Source organism: Hyphomicrobium methylovorum (assembly GCF_013626205.1).
GTDB lineage: Bacteria > Pseudomonadota > Alphaproteobacteria > Rhizobiales > Hyphomicrobiaceae > Hyphomicrobium_B > Hyphomicrobium_B methylovorum.
In genome coordinates this window covers 2,901,221-2,927,995 of sequence record NZ_QHJE01000001.1, presented here as the reverse complement: position 1 = coordinate 2,927,995, position 26,775 = coordinate 2,901,221, and the positions used below count along the sequence as shown (strand labels likewise).

At 59.6% G+C, this 26,775-nt stretch carries 23 protein-coding genes; 4 read left to right on the top strand and 19 right to left on the bottom strand.

Annotation, left to right across the window (positions count from 1 at the left end; genetic code table 11):
• Window positions 1–2: 2 nt before the first annotated feature.
• The 10 genes from rodA to ilvC all read right to left on the bottom strand — a co-directional run bounded on the left by rodA (window position 3) and on the right by ilvC (window position 12,376).
• Entirely contained in the window at window positions 3–1,151 is a 1,149-nt protein-coding gene (rodA, locus tag DLM45_RS14045) for a rod shape-determining protein RodA (protein WP_181337695.1), read from the bottom strand.
• Window positions 1,152–3,020 carry a penicillin-binding protein 2 gene (mrdA, locus tag DLM45_RS14040; protein ID WP_181337694.1) on the bottom strand — a complete coding sequence of 623 codons (1,869 nt, stop codon included), beginning with the start codon at window positions 3,018–3,020 and terminating at the stop codon, window positions 1,152–1,154.
• Window positions 3,021–3,023: 3 nt separating this feature from the next.
• Window positions 3,024–3,539: a rod shape-determining protein MreD gene (gene mreD, locus DLM45_RS14035; RefSeq protein WP_181337693.1), complete on the bottom strand. Its 516-nt coding sequence runs from the start codon at window positions 3,537–3,539 to the stop codon at window positions 3,024–3,026.
• Window positions 3,536–4,474 (bottom strand): rod shape-determining protein MreC, encoded by a 939-nt coding sequence (gene mreC / locus DLM45_RS14030; RefSeq protein ID WP_181337692.1) that lies wholly within the window; start codon window positions 4,472–4,474, stop codon window positions 3,536–3,538. Before mreC ends, mreD begins: the two co-directional genes overlap by 4 nt.
• A 15-nt stretch (window positions 4,475–4,489) precedes the next feature.
• The gene (gene mreB, locus DLM45_RS14025) at window positions 4,490–5,530 is read right to left on the bottom strand and encodes a rod shape-determining protein (RefSeq protein WP_181337691.1); all 1,041 of its coding nucleotides are present in this window, start codon (window positions 5,528–5,530) and stop codon (window positions 4,490–4,492) included.
• 209 nt (window positions 5,531–5,739) lie between these two features.
• The gene (locus DLM45_RS14020; RefSeq protein ID WP_181337690.1) at window positions 5,740–7,320 is read right to left on the bottom strand and encodes a 2-isopropylmalate synthase; all 1,581 of its coding nucleotides are present in this window, start codon (window positions 7,318–7,320) and stop codon (window positions 5,740–5,742) included.
• Between the two features lie 312 nt (window positions 7,321–7,632).
• Window positions 7,633–8,598, bottom strand: coding sequence for a PhzF family phenazine biosynthesis protein (locus DLM45_RS14015; RefSeq protein ID WP_181337689.1), 966 nt, complete (start codon window positions 8,596–8,598; stop codon window positions 7,633–7,635).
• A gap of 92 nt (window positions 8,599–8,690) precedes the next feature.
• Window positions 8,691–9,374 (bottom strand): NUDIX hydrolase, encoded by a 684-nt coding sequence (locus DLM45_RS14010; RefSeq protein WP_181337688.1) that lies wholly within the window; start codon window positions 9,372–9,374, stop codon window positions 8,691–8,693.
• Between the two features lie 744 nt (window positions 9,375–10,118).
• Window positions 10,119–11,234 (bottom strand): ligand-gated ion channel, encoded by a 1,116-nt coding sequence (locus tag DLM45_RS14005; RefSeq protein WP_181337687.1) that lies wholly within the window; start codon window positions 11,232–11,234, stop codon window positions 10,119–10,121.
• Between the two features lie 122 nt (window positions 11,235–11,356).
• Entirely contained in the window at window positions 11,357–12,376 is a 1,020-nt protein-coding gene (ilvC, locus tag DLM45_RS14000; RefSeq protein ID WP_181337686.1) for a ketol-acid reductoisomerase, read from the bottom strand.
• A 256-nt stretch (window positions 12,377–12,632) separates the two neighbouring features.
• Between ilvC and DLM45_RS13995 the strand changes: the two genes are divergently transcribed.
• Complete coding sequence (locus DLM45_RS13995) at window positions 12,633–13,109, top strand: DUF1190 domain-containing protein (protein WP_181337685.1); 477 nt, start codon at window positions 12,633–12,635, stop codon at window positions 13,107–13,109.
• Window positions 13,110–13,111: 2 nt separating this feature from the next.
• Here DLM45_RS13995 and ilvN read toward each other — a convergent pair whose 3' ends face one another.
• The 6 genes from ilvN to DLM45_RS13965 all read right to left on the bottom strand — a co-directional run bounded on the left by ilvN (window position 13,112) and on the right by DLM45_RS13965 (window position 18,428).
• Window positions 13,112–13,660 (bottom strand): acetolactate synthase small subunit, encoded by a 549-nt coding sequence (gene ilvN / locus DLM45_RS13990; RefSeq protein ID WP_181337684.1) that lies wholly within the window; start codon window positions 13,658–13,660, stop codon window positions 13,112–13,114.
• A 13-nt stretch (window positions 13,661–13,673) separates the two neighbouring features.
• Window positions 13,674–14,348 carry a glutathione S-transferase family protein gene (locus DLM45_RS13985; protein ID WP_343062314.1) on the bottom strand — a complete coding sequence of 225 codons (675 nt, stop codon included), beginning with the start codon at window positions 14,346–14,348 and terminating at the stop codon, window positions 13,674–13,676.
• Window positions 14,348–14,890 carry a hypothetical protein gene (locus DLM45_RS13980; RefSeq protein WP_343062313.1) on the bottom strand — a complete coding sequence of 181 codons (543 nt, stop codon included), beginning with the start codon at window positions 14,888–14,890 and terminating at the stop codon, window positions 14,348–14,350. Before DLM45_RS13980 ends, DLM45_RS13985 begins: the two co-directional genes overlap by 1 nt.
• Window positions 14,887–16,653 carry an acetolactate synthase 3 large subunit gene (locus DLM45_RS13975; protein WP_181337682.1) on the bottom strand — a complete coding sequence of 589 codons (1,767 nt, stop codon included), beginning with the start codon at window positions 16,651–16,653 and terminating at the stop codon, window positions 14,887–14,889. Before DLM45_RS13975 ends, DLM45_RS13980 begins: the two co-directional genes overlap by 4 nt.
• Before the next feature lie 121 nt (window positions 16,654–16,774).
• Window positions 16,775–17,698 (bottom strand): tRNA (adenosine(37)-N6)-dimethylallyltransferase MiaA, encoded by a 924-nt coding sequence (gene miaA / locus DLM45_RS13970; RefSeq protein ID WP_343062312.1) that lies wholly within the window; start codon window positions 17,696–17,698, stop codon window positions 16,775–16,777.
• Between the two features lies 1 nt (window position 17,699).
• Window positions 17,700–18,428, bottom strand: a complete 729-nt coding sequence (locus DLM45_RS13965; protein ID WP_246317397.1) for a hypothetical protein — start codon at window positions 18,426–18,428, stop codon at window positions 17,700–17,702.
• A gap of 251 nt (window positions 18,429–18,679) precedes the next feature.
• Between DLM45_RS13965 and DLM45_RS13960 the strand changes: the two genes are divergently transcribed.
• Window positions 18,680–19,135 (top strand): pseudoazurin, encoded by a 456-nt coding sequence (locus DLM45_RS13960; RefSeq protein WP_181337681.1) that lies wholly within the window; start codon window positions 18,680–18,682, stop codon window positions 19,133–19,135.
• A gap of 139 nt (window positions 19,136–19,274) precedes the next feature.
• Here the strand turns inward: DLM45_RS13960 and DLM45_RS13955 are convergent, their stop codons facing one another.
• Complete coding sequence (locus DLM45_RS13955; RefSeq protein ID WP_181337680.1) at window positions 19,275–21,209, bottom strand: ABCB family ABC transporter ATP-binding protein/permease; 1,935 nt, start codon at window positions 21,207–21,209, stop codon at window positions 19,275–19,277.
• Between the two features lie 67 nt (window positions 21,210–21,276).
• On the bottom strand, window positions 21,277–22,683 hold the full coding sequence (locus tag DLM45_RS13950; protein ID WP_181337679.1) for a LysM peptidoglycan-binding domain-containing protein: 1,407 nt from the start codon (window positions 22,681–22,683) through the stop codon (window positions 21,277–21,279).
• Between the two features lie 217 nt (window positions 22,684–22,900).
• On the opposite strand from DLM45_RS13950, the gene DLM45_RS13945 reads away from it, so the two are divergent.
• Window positions 22,901–23,554: an LOG family protein gene (locus tag DLM45_RS13945; RefSeq protein ID WP_181337678.1), complete on the top strand. Its 654-nt coding sequence runs from the start codon at window positions 22,901–22,903 to the stop codon at window positions 23,552–23,554.
• Between the two features lie 16 nt (window positions 23,555–23,570).
• Here DLM45_RS13945 and DLM45_RS13940 read toward each other — a convergent pair whose 3' ends face one another.
• On the bottom strand, window positions 23,571–25,634 hold the full coding sequence (locus tag DLM45_RS13940) for an acyltransferase family protein (RefSeq protein ID WP_181337677.1): 2,064 nt from the start codon (window positions 25,632–25,634) through the stop codon (window positions 23,571–23,573).
• Between the two features lie 157 nt (window positions 25,635–25,791).
• Between DLM45_RS13940 and meaB the strand changes: the two genes are divergently transcribed.
• Window positions 25,792–26,766 carry a methylmalonyl Co-A mutase-associated GTPase MeaB gene (gene meaB / locus DLM45_RS13935; RefSeq protein WP_181337676.1) on the top strand — a complete coding sequence of 325 codons (975 nt, stop codon included), beginning with the start codon at window positions 25,792–25,794 and terminating at the stop codon, window positions 26,764–26,766.
• Window positions 26,767–26,775: the final 9 nt, after the last annotated feature.

Here is a 26,775-nt window from a genome sequence, read left to right as displayed (position 1 = left end):
CCTCAAAATGCGCCAAAACTCGCCGCTGGCCGGTCGCGCCCGTGCACGTAGGCCGACATCGCGAGCCCAAGGCCGACCATCAGCGTCATCATGGACGTCCCGCCATAGGAAACGAGCGGCAATGGGATGCCGACGACCGGAACAAGCCCGGTCACCATCGCAAGATTGATGAAAACGTAAATGAAGAACGTCATCGCCGAACCGGCAATCGCGAGCCGGGCGAACGGGTTTTCGCACCTTCCCGCCATCCGCATCATCGTCGCAATCAATGCCACGTAAAGAATGAGAAGAAGCATCAATCCGGCAAACCCCCATTCCTCGCCGATGATCCCTGCGATGAAATCGGTGTGCTTCTCGGGAAGGAAATCGAGCTGGCTTTGCGTACCCTGCACGAAGCCCTTTCCGGTGATCCCGCCAGCACCAAGTGCGATCTTGGATTGCATGATGTGATAACCGGCGCCAAGAGGATCAGCGTTCGGATCCAGAAACACCTCGACGCGACGACGCTGATAATCGTGCAGGCCAGACCAGATGAGAGGCAGGGCCGCCAACGCGGTCAGCGCGCCGCCAACGAAGTAGCGCATTGGAACGCCCGCAAGGAACGTCAGCGCCAGACCGAGCGCGAGAAACACCATCGCCGAACCGAGGTCTGGCTGCTTGAGTGTTAGCACGACCGGCACCGCGACCATTACGAGCGGCACGAGAACGTAGCGCAACTTCCCCACATCTTCGCGCGGCAGCCAGAGATAATAGCGCGCCAACGCTGCCACCAGCGCGAGCTTCATGAACTCCGACGGCTGAAATGAAATCGAACCCGCTCCGATCCAACGCCGCGCGCCCATCGCCTCGACCCCGATGAGCGGAACGAGCACGAGCGTGACGAGTGCGATGGCATACGCGGGATAAGCAAGCTTCACCCAAACGTCGAGCCGGATCAGCGCCATTCCGACGACGATTCCAAACGCGATCAGAAATCGCAGCGCATGACGCTCTGACCACGGTTGAAACGAACCACCCGCGACCGAGTAAAGCGTAACCACGCCAACGGCCGCGATCAAAGAAACGATTGCGAGCAGTGGCCAGTGCACGCGCCAGAGTTTTTCGCTGACCGTCAGCGGACGCCGGTTCGACCATGCTGTGTAAAGCGCCATCTAGCCTGCCGTTCCCGAGTTGCCGCGATCTTTCGCATCGTTCCGTTGCAACGGATCGGTGTTCGTCTGGATACGCGCGTTGCGGTCAAGAAGCAGATTCAGAACATCGCGAGCCAACAACATTGCGCTTTCTTGCGCGCCGCCAACGCGTTCAACGACCGTAGCGATGGCATACCGTGGCGACTCCGCGGGAACGAACGCAACGAATGGCGCGTCGGTTCGCCGTGCTTCAGCACCCACTGAACTCGCGCCAGACTCCGCTGTTTCGGTCGCCGTCTCACCGGTCTTTGCAGCAACGAGCGGCCGGCCTTTCCCGAGCTGAACGCCGAGCGCTGTACCACCAGCAGCAGTGCCCGCCGCAATCATTCCAGCCCGAACGATCGAGAGATGCTCAACCGAGAACGGGAACGGAGCACGACTGCCGCTTCGAGGCTCTGACTCGGATCGGATCGAAGGAAAAACATTATTTCCGCTCGCAATCCGTGCGGTCATCAACGCAAGTTGCAGAGGCGTGGCCAAAACAGAGCCGCGCCCCATGCCGAGCAGCAGCGCCGTTTCACGCGCGCCCTGCTCGCCGGGTTGAATAGGCATCGTGTTCTTGGCGAGAATTCGCCCAGCCTTTTCGTCTGTCAAACCGAACTCGTAAACGGCACCGAGGCCAAGTTTGCGCGCTGCGGCGGCAAGCGCATCGACACCCGCACGCCGGGCCATTTCGAGAAAGAATAGATCGCACGACGATCGCAGCGCTTCGGAAACAGTCAACGCCCCGTGCCCTGAGGCGCGCGAACACACGTATCGCCGTCCATCATAATCGGCGTGACCTGTACATTTGAAACGCTCCGTCGGCGTAACGACGCCAGCCTGAAGTGCGGCCAGCGCCGTAACAGGTTCGAATGTCCCGCCAGGCGAATAGAGAGCCGACACGACGCGGTTGAGCAGCGGGTTCCCCTCGCCGTCGCGGATCTCGCGCCACTCGGACGCGCGAATGCCATTCGCAATCCGCCCCGGATCAAACCCCGGCACTGAGACGGACGCAGCGATCTCGCCCGTTCCGACATCGATAACGACTGCGGCCGATTTCCCGTCCTGCGCCATACGCGCCGCAATCGCTTGCTGCAAATCGAGATCGATCGACAAACGCACGTCGCGCCCGTTCTTCGGTTCGGACGTTTCGAGGTGGCGCATGATATGCCCACGCGCATCGACTTCGATTTTCGCCGTTCCGCCCGCCCCTCGCAGCTCAGACTCGAACCCCGCCTCCGCGCCCTTCTTGCCAATGCGCATATCCGGCAGCCGCAGGATTGCATCGTCATTCGGATCGAACTTCTCGACACTGCCGACAAATCCGGCGACGTGCGAAATCGCATCCGCGCCATGATAGCGTCGGCGCCACGATGTTTCCGTGCCAACACCCGGCAGGCTCGGCGCAAAGAGATTGAGACGCGCGATCTGCTCAAAGCTGAGATCCGATGCGACGACTGTCGGCACGTTCCGCGCACGCTTCTTCGAACGCGCAATGATGGTCGCGATGCCTTCATCCGTCAGCGGCAGGATCTCTTTCAGACGCGCGAGAACGGCAGGCAAATTCTTGACCAACGCCGGTGTAACCGTCGCGCGGAAAAGATCTTCGTTATCGGCAATGGGGCGGCCGAACCGATCCAACAGGCGTCCCCGGCGCGGGGGCAGGATCAGCACGTTGATGCGGTTTTCGTCCGCAAGCGGCCCATACCGGTCGCGCTCGATCACCTGTAACTGGAAGAGCCGCCATCCGATCAGCGCAAATCCCGCAGCCTGCACGCCACCAAACAAAAGACTACGGCGCGTAAATCGCGTTTGATCTGAGCTTCGCGTCTCGCCGCGCGTCATCATGCGCTAGCTCCCGCGCTCGAGACGCACGTTGCGATCGCGCGCGGCAGCGTTGTCGAGAAATCTCAAGATCGGTAACAGCACAAAAAGCGACGCAATACTGGCGAGCAGCGCTCCGGTCGCGTACGGCCGCCAATCGAGAAACTCAAAGAAATACAGCGACGCCACGGCCCACGCGACGACAGTGACGGACAGAATAGCAAGCCCGAGAAGAATGAGCCGGCTGAATGTCCCGCCCAGCGCATAGCGCGTGCTTACCGTCGCAGCCAGATGCACCAGCAGATAGATCAACGCCCAATAGCCGAGCGGACCGTTGGTCAAAACGTCGAGCGTCAGCCCGGCAAGAAAAACAACCCATTCCGGAAGCCAGGCATCATGCCTCAGCGTCCAGTAGTGAATGGCAACGGCAGGTAGCAGCGGGAGGAAAAATCGATCGCCCGCCGGGATTCCAAGCGGCAAAGCCGCAATCAGCGTCAAGACCGCCACCGAGCCGATCGGCGCCACGAGCCGCCGCCACGTCATCGCACTTTCTCCGTCGCGGCGTTGTTCGCAGAAGGCTTCGGGCGACGCTCCTGTTCGGCTTTCACTTCGCCACGCAAATCCTCCGCGAGCGCACGCGCAGGGTCGTCAAACAAAAGCACGCTGACATACGCGAGACGATCGAGATGCGCCCTCAGCGCAACGCGCGGCGTGCCCGCGATATCACTGACGACACCAATCCTTAGTCCGGCGGGAAACAGCCCGCCGATGCCCGATGTCCCAACCGCGTCACCAACGCGAACCTCGGCGCCTTCCGGCAGATACAGCAAACGCGGCTCGGGCTCGTTGTCACCCGCAAGAATAGCGCGCACACCAGATGCGCCAACGCTGACGGGGATACGGCTGTTGAGATCGCTCGCAATCAATACACGTGCGGAGTTCGGGCCAACATCCACCACCCGCCCAACCAGCCCGTCGGCATTCACCACTGGGTAGCCCGGCTTCACGCGCTGCTTCTCACCGGAATCGATCATCACGCTGCGCGCGAACGCGCCGCTCGAATCGGCGATCACACGGCTCGTCACGAACTCGAACCCTTGCTGCGGAACAACCTTCATCTGAGCTTCGAGATCGGCAAGCTTGGCTTCGAGTTGCTGAGCTCGCCAATCCCAACCACTTAGCTTCTGATTTTCAGTCCGAAGGCGTTCGAGTTCGGCGGTCATATCAATCTGCGAGGAAATCGCCCCGGCGAATTCGCGAATGGGCGCGGTCGGCACAGTCGCCGCTTGCAGCAGAGGTGCGAAAAAGGAAGCGACGCGCCAGCGCAGATCCGCGATTTGACTGTGATGCAGGCGGCTCAACAGCAGCAGGGACAGAGACAGGAAAATCAACAACGCGACGATCGGGCGAACAGCCCGCCGCGGCTCGGCGCGATCGCCCCGCCGAAGAAGAAGATAGTCATACCTGAGGCGCGCCATGCCGGTTGTCCGCGATCAGGGCTTGATCAAAAGATGCTCGCGCTCCTTGAGCGTGCGCAACAGAACCGCAGAGCCCTCAATAACGCAATGCTCAGGCTTCTGCGGCATATGACAGGTGATGCCGATGCGACGCTCAAGTTCCTCACCGAGCTTGGCCAACTTGGCGCCGGCACCCGACAAATGGATGCCCCGCTCACAAACGTCCGTCGAAATCTCCGGCGGCAGATCCTCGATCGCATGCTGGATGAATTCCGCGATCTGCTCGATAGGCTGAGCAAGCGCCTCCGCGATGTGATGCGGCCCGAGCACCACCGTCTTCGGTTTGCCCTCGCCGAGCTCGCGCCCACGAATGAAAATTTCCGCTGTCTCACCATCAACGATGCGAGACGCCGAACCCGCTTCGATTTTGATCCGCTCCGCGTTCTCGTCACCAATCACAAGCTGATGCTCGCGGCGGACATAGCGCACAATCGCCGCGTCCATCGCGTTTCCACCGCAACGGAGCGAGCGCGCCTCGACCACACCGCCGAGCGACAACACCGCAATATCCGTTGTGCCACCGCCGATGTCGACGATCATCGATCCCTTCGGTTCATCGATGGGAAGCCCAGCGCCAATCGCGGCCGCGACCGGTTCTTCAACCAGAAAAACACGCCGCGCACCGGCTGACAGCGCTGTCTCATAAACCGCACGCCGCTCAACCGGAGTTGCGCCCGCTGGAACGCAAACGAGGATACGCGGCCGCACAAACTCGACGAGCGACTTCGTTCGCCCGATGAACTGCCGCAGCATTTCTTCCGTTGCCACGAAGTCCGCCACCACGCCATCTCGCAACGGCCGGATCGTTTCGATGTTTTCCGGCGTCCGGCCAAGCATCTCCTTAGCCTTGTCGCCAACCGCCATGACCTCGCGCACGCCGCCGCGCGAACGGATAGCAACGACCGACGGCTCGTCAATAATGACGCCGCGTCCTTCGACGAAAACGAGGGTGTTAGCTGTGCCGAGATCGATGGCGATGTTGTCGGACAATACGGCTCTGACGCCCAAACCGAACATGACGCGTGTCCCGACCTCCAACCAACGTTCTGAGCTTATAGGTGGAACCGCGCCAATCAAGGACGATGGCCTGTCGAAAGCGTGGCACCTAGCGATATGGTAAGCGTATTCGCGAACGATTGAACACGATTTCCCAGATCGAAACGCAAAACGGCGCCGGATCGCACCGGCGCCGTAATCAATTTCGGAAGTCGGCAAGCACGCGCCGATCAGACGGCTTGCTGCGCTTGAGCCGTCTTCTGCCGCTTGACGACGAGCTTGCTCAGCGCGGCGACATAAGCGCGCGCCGAAGCCACAAGCGTATCGGGATCGGCCGAACGACCTGTCACGATGCGCCCGTCTTCTTCAAGGCGCACGGAAACTTCAGCCTGCGCATCCGTCCCTTCGGTCACCGCATGCACTTGGTAGAGATCGAGACGTGCATTGTGCGGCAACAGCTGCTTGATCGCATTGAAAGTTGCATCAACAGGTCCGTTGCCCGTGCTCTGCACGGTCTTGGACTCGCCCTCGATATCGAGCGTCAACGTCGCCGTCTGTGGTCCCATCGTACCGGCGATCACCGTCAGCGCCGCAACGCGTACGCGATCATTCATATGCGCGACGCCGTCGTCGACAAGCGCTTCGATATCTTCGTCGTAGACGTGCTTTTTGCGGTCAGCGAGCGCCTTGAAGCGATTGAACGCGTCCTGCATCGCGTTGTCGCCGAAGTCATAGCCAAGCTCTTTCAGCTTCGCCTTGAACGCGGCGCGGCCCGAGTGCTTACCCATCACCAGCGACGACTTTCCAACGCCGACCGATTCCGGCGTCATGATCTCATACGTCTCGGTGTGCTTCAGCACGCCATCCTGATGGATGCCACTCTCATGCGCGAACGCGTTGCGGCCAACGATCGCCTTGTTGTACTGCACCGGAAAATTCGTCACCGCCGAAACGAGCTTCGACGCGCGTGACAGCATCTCACTCTTAATGCCGGTGAAGTGCGGCAACAGATCGTGCCGCGTCCGCACTGCCATCACGATCTCTTCGAGCGCTGCGTTACCCGCGCGCTCGCCCAGACCGTTGATGGTGCATTCAATCTGCCGAGCCCCAGCGCGAACGCCAGCGAGCGAGTTGGCAACGGCCAAACCGAGATCATCGTGGCAGTGCGTGGAGATCACGACCTTGTCCATGCCCGGAACGCGTGTCTTCAGCATCTGGATCAGATCGAAGTATTCTTCCGGCAACGCATAGCCGACGGTGTCGGGAATGTTGATCGTCGTCGCCCCGGCCTTGATGGCGGCTTCGCAGACCCGGCAGAGATAATCATGCTCGGTGCGCGTTGCGTCCATCGCGCTCCATTCGACGTCGTCGGTATACCCGCGCGCACGCGTTACGGACGCCACGACGCGTTCGTAAACTTCGTCCTGATTGAGCTGCAGCTGATGCTGCCGGTGCAACGGCGACGTTCCGATGAACGTATGAATGCGGCTACGGCGAGCATGCTTGATCGCTTCACCCGCCCGGTCGATATCGCCGAAGTTCGCGCGCGCGAGACCGCACACGACCGACTCCTTGACGAGTTTCGAGATCTCTGTGACGGCCTCGAAATCGCCTTCCGACGCAATCGGGAACCCAGCCTCGATGATATCGACGCCCATGTCGTCGAGCAGCTCCGCAACCTGGAGCTTTTCCTCGAACGTCATCGTCGCGCCCGGGCACTGTTCGCCGTCGCGCAGCGTCGTATCGAAAATGATGATCTTGTTGTCGTCGCGTTCGGGCTCGGCCGACGCAGTGTCCTTAACGGACGTCATGGCTCTTTATCCTTCGCTGGGCAGCCCGTCATGCGGTGCCGCCGCTATTCGCTCTACGCTCAATTCGGAGGCCGTCCAATCCCCTGGGCACGATCCCGGCAGACAGCCGGGGTTCATGCGGCCCAGGGGCCGATAAGGAGCAGCGAAAATGGAAGCGCACGGTCAGCCGCACCGCAAACCGGATCTGTCTGCAGGGGAGAGGCAAAAAGGGCCGTTTTAATCGGGCGCGCCATTGGGAACCGAGGGTCCATGAAAGCGAAAATACGGCCTCACGGCCGACGCCGTTCCAATACCCGAAATCAGTGGGACAAATCAAGACCGCCCTGAAGGCCCGCCCAAGGGCAGACCAGCCGCAGAGGGGACGTAGATCCTCAGCGTGCCCTCGGCCACCCGGACCGCATGGCCGCCGATCCGCACCCCCTCCAGCTTGCCCCGAGCCACCGTCATGGTGAGCTGGATAGCACTCGGACGGCCCATTTCAATGCCCTGTTCAATGGCGCGCTTGTGCGTACCGTCGGGCAGAACGTCAAATTGGTGAATGATCGACGCAAAACTCGCCGCCGCCGAACCCGTAGCCGGGTCTTCCGGCACACCAAGGTCGGGGGCAAACATCCGCACGTGGAACGCGGAATGGGCACGCACGCATTGGCGCGTATAGAGATAGACGCCGTCCACGCCGTGATCGGTAAACGCACGCGCCCAATGTTGCGGCATCACCTTCACTTGCGACATGACATCGAGATTCGAGATCGGCAGAAACGCAAAGGTGCTGTGGCCACGCATCAGTGACGGCTTGTGATTTTCGAACCCGAGCTCGACGGGAATTAAAGCGATCGCCGCGGCAAGCTCCTCCGGCTCCGAAATCGCCTCTACCGCAGCGGACGACATCTTCGGCGCATCGAACTCTCCGAACGACACCGAATTCGCGCGCATTCGAACGCCGACGCGAATGCTCCCAGCTTCTTCCTCGAGCGCGATGATCGCATCGTTATCGCCATTGCCATTCGTCGCGCGAAGCTCGGCGAGAAGAATGGCCGCTCCAAGTGTCGGATGGCCCGCGAACGGCAATTCACGGCTCGGCGTAAAGATGCGCACACGCGCCGTATGCCCGGCCGACGTCGGCTTCAGAACGAAAACCGTTTCCGAAAGATTGAACTCCCGCGCGATCGTCTGCATTTCGGCCGTCGTCAGATGATCGGCATCCAGCACCACCGCGAGCGGATTACCGCCGAACGGCCGCTCCGTGAACACGTCGAGAATATGATAAGCAAGCGTCATTCTGCACTCGTCTCCGCCGCTGGCCTCAGTCTGCAACGGACCGCGCGTGCGCACGTACCATGCTGCAACGCAATCCCCTCGCCAAGCATTTTCTACAGCGGCGGATTGGAACGGCCGTCGGCAAACAACGCTTCGATCAGCAGTCTCATATAGGCCGGCATCGCAACACCGTCAGCGTCACTCAGGCGCCGGAGAGCAACGACCGCCTCGAGTTCTGAGTTTTCAGACGCCGCGATATGCGCATCCGCTTGGCGAAGAAACTCGGCCGTCGTCATCGCCACTTGAAACGGCACGCCGAGCGACAACTGCACGCCTGATCGCGTGAGATAAAACCCTTCCCCACGGACGAGAGATTCCGGCGCGACGCCCGTTTCTTCCACCGCCTCACGGGCCGCGCTCGCCGCAATATCGATATAGCCATCGGCATCGACATCCTGTGCGTCGATGAATCCGGCTGGCGCGTAAGCCAGACCCGCATTGACGTTTCCTGCCCGTTGCCGCCCGAGCATGATGTCGCCATCCAACGAACGGATCAGCGCAGAGCCGAAGCCATCCAGCACCCCGGCTTCCGGAAAGCCCTGCATGCGCCAAAAGATATAATTTCGGAAATTCGTCGCCAGCAGCGACGCGGTCAATTCGCCATTCGCGAATTCAAATCCATCGATGAGAAATATGCGACCATCGAAGTAATTCGGATTCGATTGCCGCACTTCATCCCAATGCGACTCAATCTCGGCTTTGTTTCGCGCCGCGTAATCCCACGCGCCGTCACCCACACGCAGTATCGCAGTCCGACAATGGAAGACGCCATCTTGCGCTGTTGCGCTGCCGTTAAGCCGTTGCCCGCGCACCATTAACCTCACACACTACAACAGCCACGCAATAACGCGTCACAATTAAGTCTCGATCTGACCAAAAGCCAATTGCCCGAATTTGAGACAGAATGAAATGCTCCAACCACTGATATGATCGGGCTTTTTTCCGTATAAGGTCGCGACGTAAAAAATGTGCGGCCTTTTATTTTGCGAACTTCGGTCATGAGGCGGACACGATTCGATACGCATATCGCACTCACGACAGCGTCGCTGGGGGGCGACAGTCAAGATCTCCCAGCACCTCATTGCCGGTTTCATTTCTGGTGTTGCGCCAGGAGCCATTACGGCGAGGTGTGATGGATCGGATCACCTGCCTCCCGATGGAATAGCCATCGGGTTCACGCAGCGCCTGCGCTGTGGTTGAGCCCAAACTTATCCGAGGAAGCCGCGTCAGCGGCAGAATTCGGAAACGGGCGGCAGAGGTCCCCGCTCCTCTGCCGCCCGCGTTAGTCCCGGCTTGGCGTCCGAAGGGCGACAGCTGGATTATGACGTGGACCGCCCGCGCTGCCGCACATAAACCCTCCCCAAGAGCGCGGCAGTGCGGGACGGTTCACTTCATCAGCCCGCGGGCCAATCCAATCCAATCCCGATCAGTCCAATTCGTCTTTTCGTCATCAGACGAATGAGTCTCGTGCGAACTGCGCGTTAAAGCAGTCGAAACGTCCAGGCAGCCGAAAGAGCGAGCGCAGCGATGTAGGCTAAGAGAAGAATCGCAGCCCACCAGTGGTCGCGGCGCGCAACCGCTTGCACGGACTGGCCATCTTCTCCGCTCCAACTCGTCGCCACCACGCGCCAGAGCGCGGCGATGATGAATGCGTACGACGCGAGATATATCTTATCGATGAGCATTAAGTAACCCACTTCGGGCAGAGTTGATGTTGCCGTCAGCTGCAAAGCGACAAGCGTCAGCAACGCCGTGATGCCGAGCCCGATGCGTCCGTCGACACGGCTCGGCATAATGAAGAAAATCAACGTCGAGCAAACGATGATGAGAAACACCGGCAGAAACGCTTTCACCGCGACCGTCACCAGTTCGCGCGCAACGGGAATCTCCACGATGACGCGCGAATAGCTTTCCGCAGCGCCGGAAGTCAGATCACCGAAATTCGTGTGATAGTCGTGATCGACGATCTTCATAACGGGCTGCCCCACGCGAAATCCGGGCAGCGTGATCCTGGGATTCAGAAGAACCGGCACCTTATCCGGCACGTAGATCTGATCCACGTTCGTCGTCAGCGTATCTTCAATTTCGATCCGGAAATTCTGACGATCAAACGGATAGCGTTCGAGATTGAACTTGGTCGCGAGCTGCCCCTGTTCGCGAACGACAGAGTAAAATGTGCCATCCGGCATCGCCTTCGGTTCTTCCGTCAGCAGATCGCGCTGGTGATCGTAGGGCTGGAAGCGGTTCATGAATTCCATCGACTTCGATGGATTGGCCGCAGCGTCTTTCCAGCGAAACCAAACATAGAGATCGATGGCATAGCTGTGCGTCGGAAAACTCACTTCCTGAATGTCGTTGATATAGAGCCCGACCACAACGCGATGCGGCGTGCCCTCACCGCCAGCGTTTCCCGCATGTGCATCCGGCGCTGTTGGTGCTGCCTGTAATGACGGCATGGTTTGAGCGGGCTGCGGAGGCTCCGCATTAGCGACACGCGGCTGCAGCGCTAGCAAAAGAACCGCGAGAAACGCTAGCGAAGCGAGCGCAAACCGAAGACCGGCACGCCGAAAGCGATGCGAAGGAAAGGGCAATCTCATCTCCGTCCCCGAGTGCGAAGAGAGAGCCTAGGAATAATCCCACAAAAAAGCACGCAGCGAATGAATTCGCTGCGTGCTGAGAATATCGATCGATCGAATAAGTTAGCCGACGAAGAGCAAACTTAGTTCTTAACCTTGTCGACCAGCTTGTTCTTCGCGATCCACGGCATCATCCCGCGAAGCTTCGCGCCGGTTTCTTCAATCTGGTGGCTGTCGTTGAGACGGCGCGTAGCCTTGAAGCTCGGCTGGCCTGCTTTGCATTCCAACATCCAATCGCGCGTGAAGCGGCCCGACTGAATATCGGCAAGCACGCGCTTCATCTCAGCCTTCGTCTCCGCGGTAACGATGCGCGGGCCGGTCTGGTATTCGCCGTACTCAGCCGTGTTCGAGATTGAATAGTTCATGTTCGCAATGCCGCCTTCGTAGATCAGATCCACGATCAGCTTCACTTCATGCAGGCATTCGAAATACGCCATCTCCGGTGCGTATCCGGCTTCAACGAGCGTCTCGAAGCCGTTACGGATAAGCTCAACCAGACCGCCGCAAAGCACAGCCTGCTCGCCGAACAAGTCCGTTTCGCATTCTTCCCGGAACGTCGTCTCGATGACGCCCGAACGGCCGCCGCCGATGGCCGACGCATACGACAGGAAGAGATCGTGCGCGTTGCCGCTCTTGTCCTGATGGACGGCGATCAAGCACGGAACGCCACCGCCCTTTTGATATTCGCCGCGCACCGTATGTCCCGGTCCCTTCGGCGCAACCATGCCGATGTCCAGATCTTCGCGCGGTTCGATCAGATTGAAATGCACGTTGAGGCCATGCGCGAACATCAGCGCAGCGCCCTTCTTCATGTTCGGTTCGAGGTGCTCGCGATAGATATCGCCCTGCAGTTCATCCGGAACGAGGAACATGATGACGTCGGCCCACTTCGCGGCGTCAGCCACGTCCATGACCTTGATGCCTTCCTTCTCGGCCTTCTGCGCCGATGCCGAACCCTTGCGCAGAGCTACGACGATATCCTTCACGCCTGAATCCCGAAGATTGAGAACGTGTGCATGCCCCTGGCTGCCGTAACCGACCACGGCGACTTTCTTGGATTTGATCAGGTTGATGTCGGCATCACGATCGTAATAGACGCGCATGGGCGGCCTTTCGGGTTCCCCGGTCGGTTTCGACGGTCGGGCTGGTTTGAGGAAGGAAGCCGCAGACGCGCTCCCAAAATACGCCGGAAACCTACTCAGAACACGCCAATGTTTCAACGGGCATTGGCAGCCGAATCCCGGCCGTGGCAATGCGCCCGCCGCCCACTGGCAGGCGGCCCGAAAGTCTTAACTGAAATCTAACCCGAAATAGGCAGGATTGCCTCTACGCGCCATTCTCACAGACGTCGGAAAAACCATGCGTTCGCTAGTCGTAATCGGAATGCTGGGAACCGTGGCTCTGCTCGCTGGCTGTGGCGAGGACGCGACCGCCGTCCAGAAAGAACCGGCAAGCCCGCAAGGCATCTTTGTTTCCTCCGGAGATTGCGCCAGCGCGGGAACCTTGACGATCGATCAATGTGGCCAGGCAATCGACCGCGCCGTCGCCTTCGACCAGAAGAACGCGCCAACCTACGGCTCGCTTGCGTCTTGCAACAAAGCCCAGGGCCCGGGCCGCTGCGCCAAAGCCGTTGACGGTGCCTACCGCGCCAACATTCAGGCCTTCCTCGTAACGATGTCGAAGAAGCCCCGCGCGACCGCGCTCTATGCGGCGAACGACGGCTCCATCGGCTTCGCAGACGCCGAGAAAAACGCGTTCGGAGTGGAGAGCGAGACCTACACCGTCTCGACGTCCGCCCAGGCGTTAGCGCACGAAAACGCTCACCTGAAAAACTAGCGTCAGATCGTCGACGATCCCCGTCCGATTGCCGCGATACCGGTGCGTGAAACTTCGACGAGACCCAGTTCGATCATCAGTTGGATGAACGTCTCGATCTTCGAAGGCTTGCCCGTTACCTCGAAAACGAAGTGCTCCACAGACGTATCGACGACCTTCGCACGGAAGATTTCAGCAAGCCGCAATGCCTCGATCCGCTTCTCGCCGCGCCCGCCGACTTTGACAAGCGCCAGCTCGCGTTCGATCGAGCCGCCCTCTTCCGTCAGATCACGCACGCGATGCACCGGCACGAGACGCTCGAGCTGATGCTTGATCTGCTGCAGCACATCCGGCGTACCGCTGGTGATGACTGTGATGCGCGAGAGATGTTTTTCGTGCTCAACCTCAGTCACTGTCAGCGAGTCGATGTTGTAACCGCGACCGGCGAAAAGACCGATCACCCGCGCAAGAACGCCGGGCTCGTTATCGACGATCACCGAAAGGGTGCGCGATACCACCGCCTGCGCCGTGGGCGCGTTCGGGTAGTGTGATTGCTTCTGTGGCTCGGTCATTGATCTTGCTCGCTCAGATGACGTTTTCGACAAGGGTATGGCCGGCGGCATAGTCGGCAATTCGCCAAGTCTCTTTAAGTGCTGCTTCGCGCCACGCAACGAACGCCGGATTTTTCAGCGCTGCGTCCATATAGGCGCGAGTCTCGGTGCGAACGGGCACCTGAAATGTCTCGAACCGCGTGACGACCGGCAAAAACATGGCATCGGCCGCCGTGAACTCGCCGAACAGATACGGCCCGCCAGCACCGAATTTACGGCGCGTCTCAGACCAGATCGTCTCGACACGGTCGATATTCGCTTTGAGAGCCGGCGTCATCTCAGGCGTTTTGAAACGCACGCCAAGATGCATCGGGCAGCCCTGGCGCAACGGCATGAAGCCGCCGTGCATTTCATTGGAGATCGCGCGAGCATGAGCGCGCGCCGCCTTATCCTGGGGCCAAATCGCTCGGTCCGGATAGGTCTCAGCCAGATATTCGATAATGGCGAGGCTTTCCCAGATCACGACATCGCCGTCGAGAAGCACGGGAACCTTCCCGCTCGGCGAATAGCGGGCGAGCTTCGCCGGCGTATCGGCCTCGCGCAGAGGAATGATGATTTCCTCAAACGGAATGTCGAAGTTCTTGAATATGAGCCAGGGGCGCAGCGACCACGACGAATAGAGCTTATTCGCAATAACCAGTTTCATCACTACTTCTCACCCTGCGCGCCTTCATCGCCGAGCTTATTCTTTTCAGCTTCCGCAGGAAAAACCGCGCGAACGAAAATCGGCATACCGTTCTTGTCGACAAGCTGGCGGAATGCCTCGGCCTTCTTCACACCGATCTTATACTGCGAGAACGCCGCGACGAAGCGCTGTCCCATTCCGTTCGCCAATTCTTCCGGCGCCGGCACACCCATCTTCACACGTTCCTTTTGCGGGATACGCGCATAGATCCGCGCCAGAACTTGCGTGTGCATGTAATCCTGCGCCAGGCAGGCTTCGAGACCTTGCGTGAAAGTGCTGGACAGCATGTGCGTGCGATAACAAGCATCGAGAAATTTCATGACCCCCGCCGAGCCTTCGCGTTTATGCAAAACAGCGAGGCGTTTGGCAGCGTCCTGAATATTCGCGACCTTATTCCAGTCCTCTTTCGCAGCCGCCGGGAACACCGGCGCGGAAAGCGCCATCACCAGGATGAGCGCTTTCAAAATTCCACGCAGGTTGCCCCCGAATGCTGTGATTGTTCTCACACCAACACCTTGCCCTCTTCGCCGATGGCCCGTTCGACGTCCTCATCCGACACATGCTCGCCGAGCAGCATCTCGTTGTGGGCCTTGCCGGAAGGAATCATCGGGAAGCAATTGGCAAGCTTGGCGACGCGGCAATCGAAGATCACCGGCCCTTTGGTATTGATCATCTCAAGAATAGCATCGTCGAGATCAGCCGGATGGTCGCAGCGCATTCCCGTCCAGCCATAAGCTTCCGCCAGCTTGACGAAATCCGGCAGCGCCTCGGTGTAGCTTTCCGAGAGCCGGTTTCCGTGCAGCAATTGCTGCCACTGACGCACCATACCCATGTACTCGTTGTTCAGGATGAACACCTTCACCGGCAGACGATACTGCACCGCCGTCGAACATTCCTGAATATTCATCAGAATGGAAGCGTCACCCGCCACATCGACAACAAGCGATTTGGGATGGGCGATCTGCGCACCGATAGCCGCTGGCAATCCGTAGCCCATCGTACCGAGCCCGCCTGACGTCATCCAGCGGTTCGGCTCTTCGAAGTGCAGGAACTGCGCGGCCCACATCTGATGCTGGCCAACTTCCGTCGTGAAATACGTATCGCGATCCTTCGTCAGCTCATAAAGCCTCTGACACGCATACTGCGGCATGATCATGTCTTTGGAATTCTTGTAGGAGAGTGATTTCTTCGCTCTCCATCCATCGATCTGCTTCCACCAGGATTTGTGGGCCGCCTTATCGAGCGTCGGCGCCTTTGCTTTCCAAAGCCGCAGCATCTCTTCGAGCACGTATGCGCAATCGCCAACGATCGGAATATCGACGTGGATATTCTTGTTGATCGATGACGGATCGATGTCGACGTGAATTTTCCTCGAGCCCGGCGAGAACGCATCGACCCGACCGGTGATGCGATCGTCAAAGCGAGCACCGATGTTGATCATCACATCGCAGTCGTGCATCGCGAGATTGGCTTCGTACGTGCCGTGCATCCCGAGCATACCAAGCCACTGCTTGTCGGATGCCGGATACGCGCCGAGCCCCATCAGCGTCGAAGTAATCGGATAGCCGGTAAGACGCACGAACTCACGCAGAAGCTGGCTCGCCTTCGGCCCCGAATTGATTACGCCGCCGCCCGTATAGAAAACCGGACGCTTTGCCGACGCGATCAGATCCACGGCGTCACGTACCGCGGCCGTCTCCGGCTTCAGCTTCGGCTTATACGTTTTATGCTGGATGTTCGACGGACCAACGTAATTGCCGGTCGCGAACTGCACATCCTTCGGAATGTCGACAACCACAGGACCCGGACGGCCCGTGCTGGCGATATGGAACGCCTCGTGCAGAACACGCGCAAGATCGTTCACGCTGCGAACGAGCGTGTTGTGTTTCGTGCACGGCCGCGTAATGCCGACCGTATCGCATTCCTGAAACGCGTCGTTGCCGATGAGGTGCGTCGGCACCTGGCCGGTGATGCAAACGATGGGAATGGAATCCATCAACGCGTCCGCAAGTCCGGTCACGGCGTTCGTCGCGCCTGGACCCGACGTCACGAGCACAACGCCGACTTTACCGGTCGAGCGCGCGTATCCTTCGGCAGCGTGAAGCGCGCCGCCTTCCTGACGAACGAGGACGTGACGGATCTTGTCCTGCTGAAACAGCTCGTCGTAGATCGGTAGCACTGCGCCACCGGGATAACCGAAGATGTACTCGACACCCTGGTCAGCGAGCGCCGTAAGAACCATCTCAGCGCCCGTCATCGTCCTGGCCATTGTATAAGCTCCCTTGGCGACCGCCTTCACGGCCCGCAGTGCAAAAAAATATGCGGAGCATACTACCGCGTCAACGCTAACGCTGAATAAAAGCGAATATAGCGCGCTTCAAACTTTCCATTTATTTCTTAAATGCGTCACTCCACGAAATCATATGACGACGAAACCAAGTTCCCTGCCTTTTTATGTATTGGCGCGTCTCAACCTTCGCAGCCGCAACAGCGTCAGCGACTGTAAGCTTACCTTCGCTGGCCGCAATGAGAGCACCGACGCCGATCGCCCGCATAGCCGGCAAACCCGGATCGAGCCCCAACCGGCCGAGCGCTACGGCTTCATCCATCGCCCCCTGATCCATCATCCGGTCGAAGCGCGCATCTGCATCGGCAAGGAGATCGGAACGCTCACGCCGAACCAAAATCTTGGTCGCACCTTCAGCGCCGCTGATCGGTTGCTTCGGAAGCGCCTGCCATTCCGCCAGAGACTTCCCAGTCTGCTCGATCACTTCGAGTGCGCGGACGATACGCTGCGTGTCCCCAGGCGCCAGCCTCGAAGCCATGACGCTGTCTCGTGCAGCAAGCAGCCGATGAAGTTCGCCTTCGCCAGCGCGGTCCGCTTCGCCCCGCCAGCGCGCACGCACAGCCGGATCAATCTCTGGGATCGGAGAAAGCCCTTCGAGCAACGCTTTAAAATAGAGTCCCGTGCCGCCAACGATGATCGGGCGCTGCCCTGCCTCTTTCGCATCACTGAGCACGCGTGAGACGTCTCGAATGAAACGGCCCGCGGAATAACTCTCCGCCGCACTGACCGAACCATAAAGCGCATGAGGAACGATGGCTTCGTCATCCGCGCTCGGTCTTGCCGTGAGAATCCGCAGTTCGCGATAGACCTGCATGCTGTCGGCATTGATGATGATGCCGTTGACCTGACGCGCGATTGTCAGCGCCAGCGCAGACTTACCGCTCGCGGTTGGCCCCGCAATGAGAATTGGCGCCGAAGAAATCTCACCGTCTAACGCAGTACTTTCTCCAGCGTCGCTACGATCCACGCTATGCATCGGAGCCGGGCCGCCGATCAAGATGGGCATCGCCCTGAAGACCTGCCCCGCTACGATTACCGATCCGAACGGGCATCTCCCGCCCCGTAATGCGCTGCCAAAGCACGGCGACACGCGGCCGGATCCGCGCCCAGGCACGCGCAGTCTCCAGCTTGACGCGCGTCTTCACCATCCGCCCATAACGCCAGACCCACGAAGATCGGATCTCGTCGAACAGCGCGTCCTTCCACGGCACGAACCAGTTGTAGAGCCGCGCAAACCATTCGATCCGCATCAGCGACGGCTTCGTGAGAATGAAGACACGCGCGATCAATGCCGTCGACGCAACCTTCGCTCCGAAGAACACCAACGTAGCGGTCGCAAAATATTCGTTCGCCAATAGCCAGACGGCAACGAGCTTCAACGGCAGCAGCAGCGTTGTCGGCAATGCGAAAACCACCAGCGCACCATACGGCGGAAGCCCTGCGATCCACCGCTCGATGGCAGCGATCGGTGCGTAAGCGGCAAGCCGTCCAAGCAGCGCAGCGAGCGGACGCCAGCCCCACTCTTCGAACAGAACGATGAGCGCCGCCGCAACATTGAACGCAGAGATCAGCGGCCCCCGCGCAAGTCCCCAGGCGGTACGCAGCACTTCGCGCGCGCTCCAGAGCGCGATGACGCCAATGCGCGCCGCGCCTGCCGCAGCCCGTCGAACGACGCTGATGAAGTCTTGCCAACTCAAACGGGATAATCCGCAAATGCAAAAGTCGAACGCCTGAACGGAGTGTAGCAGCGCCGCGTAAAGCGTGGATTAGTTCCAATTTCTACGTTGGAACTGAAAAACACGGAAATCCGCCCTCACGATCGCGCCGCGGCTTGGGCCATACCGTCGCATACCTCACCTAAACGGACGTTCTTGCCCGGATGACGCTTGAGATGCGCGCTCGCCTGTTCTATACTTTTTACGTACAGAATAAGCGACGAGGAAACATCATGAAGCTCGTTTACCAGATTGCGTTTGCCGGCGCGATCACGCTTGCCGCGGCAGTAACAACGCCAAGTCTGGCCAATGCAGCCGAGCATGTAATCAAGATGCTCAACAAGGATGAAGCCGGAAACAAGATGGTGTTCGAACCAGCCTTCGTGAAAGTCGAAGTGGGCGACACCGTGAAATTCGAGCCGACCGATAAAGGCCATAACGCGGAAAGCGTTCCGAAAATCTGGCCCGAAGGCGTCGAGCAGGTAAAGGGCAAGTTCAGCGCCGAAGTCGTCTTCAAGGCTGAGAAAGACGGTCTCTACGTATTCAAGTGCCTGCCACACTACGGCATGGGCATGGTCGCACTTGTTCAAGTCGGCAAGCCGGTGAACCTCGAACAGGTCAAAGGCTTCGTCGCAACGGGCCTCTCGAAGCAGCGCTTCGAAGCAGAACTCAAGAAAGTTACCGAATAAGCGTCTCGCACGCTTTCACGAACCGAGTTCGGTCACGGCGGACCTGGACCTGCCCTAGACCGAAGCTCGTAACAGCCCCGAGACAGGTTACCCGACCCCTGTCTCGGGGTTAGTTTTTTGCTCGCCAGCTTCGAGCGGTTTACTCGGCACCTTCGCGCGTATCGACAATCGCTGCCGTCCGGTCTTCACCGGCCTCTTCCAGCGCATGCACCAATTCCTCGCGCGCCTTCTCCGCCTGGCGCTGTCGCGTCCACAAGCTCTCGTAAAGCCCGCCCTTGGCGATCAGCTGCGTATGCGTCCCCTGCTCAACCAGACGCCCCTCCTCCAGCACCACGATCTGATCGGCATGCACGATCGTCGATAGCCGGTGCGCGATCACGATGGACGTACGATTCTTCGCCACCTGATCCAGCGCGTCCTGAATCTCGCGTTCCGTATGGCTGTCGAGCGCACTCGTCGCTTCGTCAAGAATGAGGATCGGAGGCGCTTTGAGAATCGTGCGCGCAATTGCAACGCGTTGTTTCTCTCCGCCCGAAAGTTTCAGCCCGCGCTCGCCGACCATCGTGTCGTAGCCATCAGGAAGCTGCCGAACGAAATCATCGATCTGCGCAAGTTTCGCCGCCGCGAACACCTCTTCGTCCGTAGCATCCGCGCGGCCATATTTGACGTTGTAGAAAATCGTATCGTTGAACAACACCGTATCTTGCGGAACGACGCCGATCGCATCACGCAGCGAAGATTGCGTCACGTCCCGAATGTCTTGCCCGTCGATCGTGATCCGGCCGGACGTCACATCGTAGAAGCGCAGAAGCAGCCGACTGATCGTCGACTTCCCTGCGCCCGACGGACCGACGATCGCCACCATCTTGCCCGCTGGCGCCTCGAACGAAACATCATGCAGAATGGTCCGGTCAGGATCGTAGGCAAAGCGCACGTTCTCGAACCTGATTGTTCCGCCGCCAACGTTGAGTTCCGTCGCATCCGGACGATCCGCAACTTCCGGAGTCTGATCGAGCACCTCCATCATGCGCTCGATGTCCGTCAGCCCCTGCTTGATCTCGCGATACACCATGCCCATGAAATTCAGCGGCATGAAGAGTTGCAGCATCAGCAAATTGACCATCGCAAAATGGCCAACAGTATGATTGCCTGCGATGACATCATTCGCCGCCATCACGAGGCAGACCGTCAACGCAACCGTAAAAATAACCGCCTGCCCTGAGTTCAGAATAGCCAGCGACGTGTAGGTCTTGATGCTCGCCTTTTCATAAAGCGCCATCGACCGGTCGTATCGCGCCGCTTCCCATTGCTCGGCGCCGAAGTACTTCACCGTCTCATAGTTCAGCAGACTATCGATCGCCTTCGTGTTGGCATCGGTATCGCTCTCGTTCATCGCGCGACGGATCTGAAGCCGCCAATCCGTTGCCCTGACTGTGAACCAGAGATAGCTGATGATCATCAGCACGATCGTCACGATATAGCGCCAGTCGAACTCGATCGCGCACACAGCGATAATCATCACGAACTCGACCGCCGTCGGGATCAGCGTCATCAACGCCATACGGCTGATGTTCTCGATGCCCGTCCGTCCGCGTTCGAGCACGCGCGTCAGCCCGCCCGTTTTGCGCTCGAGGTGAAAACGCAGAGACAGCCGATGCATATGTTCGAATGTGCCGAGCGCCAGCTTCCGCACGGCATGCATCGCAACGCGCGCGAACATGCCTTCGCGCACCTGCACGAGCAGCGCCATGATGATGCGCGAAACGCCGTAGAGGACACTTGCGAGGATCGGCGCTCCGATCAGCCAAGGCACCGTTTGACTTGCGGGCACTGTGCCGCCCGTCACCGCCACAAGCGCATCCGTTGCCCACTTGAGCGTGAACGGCACGCCGACCGTAACCGCTTTCGCAATCACGATCAGAACGAGCGACCAGATAACCGTCCGCTTCAGATCCGGGCGGTCATGCGGCCACACGTAGGGCCAGAGCGCGCGAAGAGCCTGCTGTGTTTCGTTGGATGGCCGTAGCTGCGCGAGCGTTCGCGCAACGTATCCGGGCGACTTGGGTTCTTGCATGCGCTACGAGATAAGAGCAGCCGCTTCTAAAGTCCATTGAGCTTGGCGCGCAGACCGTCGCTTGGCGTTAGGTTCGCCGCGGCAAAAACAGCTTCTGGCACGGATAGACGCGGTGCGGGCTGCGAAGGATCGACCGGTTCGCACGAAAGATCCGCATATACCGCCGCCCGTCCTTATAGTGCCGCCGCGAGATGGCCCACAGGGTATCGCCGCGCCGGACAACGTAGCGACCCGGCAACCTGATTTTGCGCCCGGCATGCCGACAGACCGCACGATACCGTCCCGAGCGCCAAGCCCAGCGCTTGACCGCAGTTCCCCGCGCCATGCGGTAGCTGACGCGAGATGCCCGGGCGGGAGCCGGCGCGACGTCCTCCCGAACAGACCGTATCTCGTCAGCCGGTAGCGGCTCGCTCTTCAGCTCGACCGACAAATCGGTATTCTTCTCATTTTCCAGCGTCGCGGCACGGGCTTTCTCTTCTGCCAGCTTCGCTGCCGCACGCACGCGCTCATCCTCCCGCGCCCGAGCTTCATCGGCCTTCCGCTTCTCCGCGGCCGCGACACGCTCGCGTTCGATCCGCGCCGCTTCCGCTTCGATCCGCTCGCGCTCCTTGCGTAGGTCGTCCGCAAGTTGGGTGGTATCTTCCGCAGTTCTGGACGTGGACGCTTCCGCCTCTTTGGTCTTCGCTTCGCGATCCTGTGCTTCGCGCAGCGCTGTCTCGACATCAGCCTTCATGCGTTCGGTTTCTCGTGCGAGCGCATCAGCTTCTGCCTTCGCCAACTGGGCGTCGCGTTCTTCTTGCGCCTTGGCGTGCTCTTTCTCTTGCCGCACGGCTTCTGCCCGCTGCTCATCCGCTAAGGCCTTTGCCTTTTCCGCTTCGGCCCGGGCCGCTTCTCGCTTGCGTGCCTCTTCCTCACGCTTGGCTTCGACCGTTTTCAACGCGTCTTCAGCTCTACGTATCGAAGCGGCAATGTCCCCGTCGAGATCCTGCAATTGATCGATCTTCTGGGTAATCTCCCTAGGCGAACGGCCGCTCTCAGATGGAATGGAAAGCCGCGGCACGACAGTCGACTGAAACTCTCGGTTCGCGCGCGCCAGCCAATCCTGAACCCGCTCCATGAATCCGAGATTACTGGGCGCCGGATCGGCCGGTTGCGGCCGCGCCAACGCTGACGCATCCGGGCGATCGCCAGCCGCAGCGGGTGTCGGCGTATCGGCGCTGGCGGACGTGACGGCAGCCGTTGCGGCGCCGGTTTCGAAAACCGTCCCAGGAAGATAATCGCGAGCCGACGTGAGCCGCCCTTCAACCCCAAGCGCCGCGCGTTGCTCTGCAGCCTTCCATCCGCTGAGGATAACCGTATCGAGTTGAACCGGAGTCAGAACGCCAAGCGTCGCAACAAGCCCCGCAAGGCCCACTCTGCGTAGAGCAGCAGAGACGCGCCTTTCCGCGAAAACAGCAGCTTGACTAGATTTCATGACAACGCCCACCGATTGCGCCAAGCTAAGCACAACTGCATGAGACGGCCAACGGCCGCAGGAACGGCTCTCCCGAAGGTATGGCCGAAAAGCCTCGCTTTTACAGCGCGCCGTTAAGGCCACCGCCGACGAAGCACATCCTGAGATTGAGCACGCCTTGGTAGTGTCACGGGCTCTGCCTACATAATATGTCTGATGTTTCGATAATGGATTACGAATGAACGAATTGATCAAGTCACCGGCAAGCGCTGAAAGCGTCTCCGGCACGCCCTCCGCTTCCCTCATTCAAGGCGTCTGCGTTTACTGCGGCTCCGGCAAAGGTCTGAAGCCCAGCTACGCGATCGCGGCACGCAAACTCGGAAAGTCCCTCGCCGACAATGGCATCCGCCTGATTTACGGCGGCGGCAGCCTTGGCCTGATGGGCGAAGTCGCGCGCGCAGCGCTCGGCGCTGGAGGCAAAGTCAGCGGCATCATCCCAGAATTTCTCGGCGCGCGCGAAAAGATGCTGAAGGATATCGACGAGCTGATTGTCGTTGAGAACATGCATGCGCGAAAGCAGCTCATGTTCGACCGGTCGGACGCCTTCGTCGCTCTGCCGGGTGGCGTCGGCACGCTCGAAGAACTCGTCGAACAGCTGACATGGTCTCAGCTTGGCCGCCACACCAAGCCGATCGTGATCGCGAATATCGACGGCTTCTGGGATCCATTCCTGAAACTGCTCGCGTGCATGAAGTCTGATACCTTCATTCGCGAAGGGCTCGACGTCCACTACACCGTGGTCAATACCGCCGAGGAAATCCTGCCCGCCCTCATCGCTCACGCACAACCCCAGAGCAACGCCAGCGAACAAAAAGTCCTCGCCGAGTTCTAACGCAAAGGACCAACGCTCAATCAGCGGTCAGTCGCTTCGTGCTGCCCGTCGCGATGTCTCGCGTTCCCGATTCCTTGAACACTTCTGCATACATGTCGTTCAATTGGACCGCGCCAACGGCATTGATATGGTTGTCATCGAAGTACATAACCTCATCGCCTTTCATGTACTTGCAGACGTCACCATCGCAAAACCTCTCATGCGGATAGATCACGCGCACGTTCTCGATCTCGTCCAACCGGGCCAGCAATGGAAGAATGCTGCGCTCATGCTCGAGGAACATTTTGCGCGTCACTGGCTTCGGTAAAGGTTGGCCCCAAGCAAGATGCCGCGCGTACGCCGACATTACGTTGAAACTCTGCTCGGGAACCGGACCGAAAATCACGACCTCGCGCCCAAGGTCCGCAAGTTGCCGGACGGTTCGCTCTAACGCGATCGCAAACGCGCGGCCGTCGCCACGGCCACGACCATAGAAAATTTCGCCGTCCTCATCCTGGCGGACAAACTCAGCGATAGAGGCCCAACGCGCTCCAAGTACCACGCGCTTGACGTTCGGAGCCGATGCCGCAATCAGCGATGCGTCATTGATCTCACGGCATGTCTTGGCGACGGCAATGTAATACGTAACGCCCATAAGAGGTCCACATGCGGGATGCGGCGCCACAAGAACGCGCCGACCAGTTTCTTCCGCATAGCGCGCAATACCAGGAAGCATTGCCAGCATATGGCTATCGCCCCAAAAAATAGTGTCCGGCGGTGTCGTTGCGCGGCCCACCTCATGCAAGCGGCTCGCACGCCCGTTCTCGGTATCGACCGGCCGGGCAATATCGGCTGCTTTGGCCCATCGCTTCTCAACCATCGCCATCTGCTCAGCCGCTGGAGACCATTGTTGAAAGGCTTTTGGCCAAGCCACCACTGCGCGCGCCGTACCAGACAAGAGAAGAACTGCGAGGGCGGAAGCCGCAAACACCGTAAGCTGCGGCCGGTGCGCGAAGACCGGTGACGATCTGGAGCGCTTGCGCCGGAAGGGCTGCTCAATGAACAGCCAGGAAAGATAGCCAAGAACCAAGCTCAGCACGACCAGAAACAACGCCAACCCGAGGCGCGATGGTGCGTCCGCGGCAAATTCCAGCGGAAACCTGTAGCGAGCGAAAACAATCAGCGGCCAGTGCCAGAGGTAGACGGAATATGAAATGAGCCCGATGCCCACCGCCAATCGAGATGACAGCACCCGCCCAACCATCGTCGGCGTCTCAGCGCTTCCCGAGTGAATGATAAGCCCCGCACCAAGGCAGAATGGCAGCGCGGCCAACCCGGGAAAGGAAGTTTCCGAAGTATAAAAGAAATAGCATGATGCGATCAGTGCGAGCCCGATAAACGCAGCCGCTTCACGCGCGGCATGACGACGTATGACAGGCACCGCGCCGAACGCGAGAAGCACGCCCACCAGCAACTCCCAGACACGGCCCGCCGTCGAAAAGAAAGCCTTCTCAGGAAAGAGGGCAACGCCGCGCACGCTGTAGGCAAGCGATGCCAAAGCAATCACCCATAGCAACGGCAAAATGGATGCCCGACGAAATCTGAATACAAGCAAAAGCAGCAGGGGCAAGCCCGCGTAGAACTGTTCCTCGACGCTGAGCGACCACGTATGCAGCACCGGATTATCGGCGGCAACGTCGCCGAAGTAATCACCCGCCTTGCGACCAAAGAAGATATTGGACGTTGCAGTAGCCACGCGGGCCAAGCTTTTGCCGAAGACTTCAAAATCGGAGGGAAACAGGATGAGCGACGCGACAATAGTAGTCGCCAGCATGCACACGACGAGCGCCGGGAGAATTCTGCGCATACGCCGAACGTAAAAATTCGCGATAGAAAACGTACCGTGTTCGAGTTCAACCTTGATAAGCCCAGCAATCAGAAATCCGGAAATCACGAAGAAGACGTCGACGCCACCGTAGCCCCCAGAGATCCCGCCGATGCCGAAATGATAGGCGACGACGCCGAGAACCGCGAGCGCGCGCAGCCCATCAATGTCCGGCCGATAATGCCCCATCTTCCCGCTGGAGCTTTCACTCAACATGCGATCCCCCGCCCCAACTCTCAACACGAGTTCGAGCTTGAGGCATGCGGCCACACGCCAAAAGTGTGATGCTCACGCTATACACAATTAAACAAAGAGCGGCGCATGGTCCGCGCACGACCATTGCTTATTAGTCACACGGCCCTTATCAGCGCTTATGACCGACACGACGAGAGACATCCGCCCCCCGGTTGGGCGCATCCCAAACGGCGACGTTCCCAACACGATCGAACGCATGCGAGCGGGCGAACGCCGCGCTATCGCAAGCGTCATCACGGAACTCGAGCGCCTGTCCGATTCCGCTCCCGCGCTTCTCAAGGCGCTCAATCCTCACCTCGGCCATTCGCTTGTGCTGGGCTTCACCGGCCCCCCAGGGGCTGGCAAGTCGACTCTCGTCAACGCCATCATCGCCGAGATGCGCAAGGACGGAAAAACCGTCGGCGTCATCGCAGTCGATCCGTCGAGCCCCATCTCCGGTGGCGCAATACTTGGCGACCGCATTCGCATGACGGCGGCACTCGACGACGATGGCGTGTTCGTCCGCTCGCTCGCCTCGCGCGGATATCTCGGTGGCCTGTCGCCCGCCGCTGTCCGCATCATCGATGCGATGGACGGCGCAGGTTTCGACGTCATCCTTCTGGAAACCGTCGGCACCGGCCAGAATGAGATCGACGTCGCCGAAGTTGCCGATATCCGCGTCGTCATCGCCGCGCCAGGTCTCGGTGACGACATTCAGGCGATGAAATCCGGATTGCTCGAAATTGCCGACGTCATCGTCGTCAATAAAGGGGATCGGCCCGGCGCCGATCAAACGATGCATCAACTCGCGGGCGCTCTGTCGATCCGCGCGACGATGGCAGAGAAAGTGCCGGTTCTGAAAACGAGCGCTCTCAACGGTGACGGCGTTCCCGAACTCCTGAAGACACTCGCCGACATCGGCACGCGCGTCCACGCCGCCGATCCGGTCAGCCGCCGCCGTAGACGCGCCCGCTACCTGATCGCGCGCGCTGCTTCCGACATTGTCGCCGAACGCATCAAGGTCGGCGGACCGAGCGGTCTCGATCCCCTCGCCGACGCGGTTCTGTCAGGTACGCTGTCGCCACATGAAGCAGCGAAGCGGCTTTTCGATTAGCCGGCCCGC